Genomic DNA, 2389 nt, shown 5'->3' with positions numbered 1-2389 from the left:
GACAACTATGTCGAGCACATGCAAAGCAAACACCCGGACAAACCGGTGATGAGCTACGAGGCGTTCTTTCGCGAGCGCCAGGAAGCGCGCTACGGTGGCAAGGGTGGGCCCAAGTGCTGTTAAGGCACGAAGGTTAGGCAACACAAACAGGTAGGAGCACGGCTTGCCGGCGAAAACGGTCTTGAGGACGTCATCGCCGGCAAACCGTGCTCCTACCGTTTTTTAGTGCATGGGAGATTCAGATTTGTCGACTCCAATTCCGGTCACGGTTCTCAGCGGTTTCCTCGGTGCCGGCAAGACCACCTTGCTGCGCCACCTGCTCAAAGCCGAGCACGGCCTGAAAATCGCCGTGATCGAAAATGAATTCAGCGATGCCGGCATCGACACCCAGTTGCTGGGGGACGAGCCGGTGCAAGTGATGACACTGTCCAATGGCTGTGTCTGCTGCACCATCCACACCGATCTGACCAAGGCCCTGTACCTGCTGCTCGAACGACTGGACAGCGGCGACATCGCCTTCGATCGACTGGTCATCGAATGCACCGGCCTGGCCGATCCGGCACCGGTGGCGCAAACCTTCTTCATCGACGAAGAGCTGCGCGACCGCTATATCCTCGATGGCATCATCACACTGGTGGACGCAGCACACGCCGAACAGCACCTGACCCAGACCATTGCCCAGGCGCAGATCGGCTTCGCCGACCGCTTGCTGGTGAGCAAGCGCGATCTGGTGGATGAGCCCGCGTTCAGCGCATTGAGCGAGCGCCTGACCCGCATCAATCGTCGCGCCCCGATCCGTGTGGTGGACCACGGCAAGATCGATCTGGCCGAATTGCTCGATGTGCGCGGTTTCAATCTCAACGCCGACCTGGGCGGTGGCGTGAGTTTGCGTCCGGTCAGCCAGGCGCCGTCCATCGACCGCATTTCCAGCCTGGTGTTGCGCACCGACAAGCCGCTGGATATCGACAAGCTCAGCGAGTTCATGAACGAGCTGCTGGAGGAGCACGGCAAGCAACTGCTGCGTTACAAAGGCGTATTGAGCATTTTCGGCGAGCCACGGCGCCTGGTGTTTCAGGGAGTGCTGAAGCTTTATGGCTTCGACTGGGATACCGAGTGGGCGGACGATGAGGCGCGTGAAAGCGTGATCGTGTTTATTGCCGATGATTTGCCCGAGGAGAAAATTCGTGAGGGGTTCGCGCGGGTAACGGCAGAATAGGTTTGTGCATTTTCAGCGGCGTTTCCAGGAGGGCGGACTCCTATCAGGCTTTGGATTTGAGTCCGCTCGTGAAACCCGTATTCGGGAGTATTGATTACGAACGGACGATAAAGATGTGCAGTTCTACTGGAACTAGCTGATTCCGCGCTCCAGAACTTCAAGTTTAAAAGTCAGAACACTGCCGCCCTCTTTTCCGGTGCAAACAATTCCACCGACATCTGTCTTTCCCTGAACACTTAACTTGCGGCCACCTCGAGTTTGTATTTTGAGAGTGTGTGTTTCTCCTTCGAGTTGATCGATTGTCACGATTTCGCCTTTGCTGTCCAACAAGTTATAAGTAGTTTGATCGTCATCGTAACGAAAGGCACTGATGAAGCTTTTGTTTTCATTGCTGAGCGCATATTTGTCGTAATGGCTGTCAGTCAAAAGGTAAATCGAGTAGTAGTCGTCTATGCACTTGAAATAAAACTCAAGCTGATCAGTTGGAGCGCCTTCTGCGACGCACAGATAACTTGAGACATCGACGTGACGGTCGAAGGCAGAGAGTTCGTAATACCAACGATTGACCAAAGTTTTTCGATTATAGGTGATTCTCGGTAAATGCAGATTTCCGTAGTTTGTCGTCATGCTGGCAATGAAGGAGCGCTCGGTATCTGTGCTCATTGTCAAGTCCGTCCATGGTTGTATGTTTGAGAGACCACCGGTCGGTGGCCAGAACGAAACTAACAGTGCCATGAGGGCTCGGATATTTATTTTTGGTTTTTGGTATTTCGATGTTTTTCTGTTTTGGGTTGCATGCTGGTGAAGTGCAACTTTAGTATTGTTCAACAAACATTCGATTAACTTCAGGCAAAAAAAAGCCCGGCTGTTTAGCCGGGCTTTTTCTCAAACTACTGCGATCAAGCGCCGTATACCGGCAGCTTCTTGCAGATGGCTTTGACTTTCTCGCGAACGGCGTCGATCACCGCTTCGTTGTTCAGGTCAGCCAGGATGTCGCAGATCCAGCCAGCCAGTTCCTTGCACTCTGCTTCCTTGAAGCCACGAGTGGTCACAGCCGGAGTGCCGAAGCGCAGGCCGGAGGTGACGAACGGGGAGCGTGGGTCGTTCGGTACGGAGTTCTTGTTCACGGTGATGAACGCTTTGCCCAGAGCGGCGTCGGCGTCTTTACCGGAG

3 protein-coding genes and 1 pseudogene are annotated in these 2389 nt (G+C 54.1%); 2 read left to right on the top strand and 2 right to left on the bottom strand.

Annotated elements, in window-relative coordinates:
* Both ACQKP2_RS32495 and yjiA read left to right on the top strand, forming a co-directional pair.
* Window positions 1-123, top strand: a 123-nt coding sequence (locus ACQKP2_RS32495) for a YbdD/YjiX family protein (protein ID WP_427582339.1), incomplete at its 5' end; no start/stop codon positions are given.
* Between the two features lie 106 nt (window positions 124-229).
* Window positions 230-1216: a GTPase gene (gene yjiA, locus ACQKP2_RS32490; RefSeq protein ID WP_427582338.1), complete on the top strand. Its 987-nt coding sequence runs from the start codon at window positions 230-232 to the stop codon at window positions 1214-1216.
* 132 nt (window positions 1217-1348) lie between these two features.
* Here the strand turns inward: yjiA and ACQKP2_RS32485 are convergent, their stop codons facing one another.
* Window positions 1349-1879, bottom strand: a complete 531-nt coding sequence (locus tag ACQKP2_RS32485; protein WP_427582337.1) for a hypothetical protein — start codon at window positions 1877-1879, stop codon at window positions 1349-1351.
* A 236-nt stretch (window positions 1880-2115) separates the two neighbouring features.
* Window positions 2116-2389: pseudogene (gene glyA, locus ACQKP2_RS32480) on the bottom strand (serine hydroxymethyltransferase); the annotation flags it as partial.

Origin of the sequence: Pseudomonas sp. NPDC089569 (genome assembly GCF_050280625.1) — a bacterium.
GTDB lineage: Bacteria > Pseudomonadota > Gammaproteobacteria > Pseudomonadales > Pseudomonadaceae > Aquipseudomonas.
Note: the sequence above shows the minus strand (reverse complement) of the source record. Positions and strands in the feature narration are given on the sequence as shown.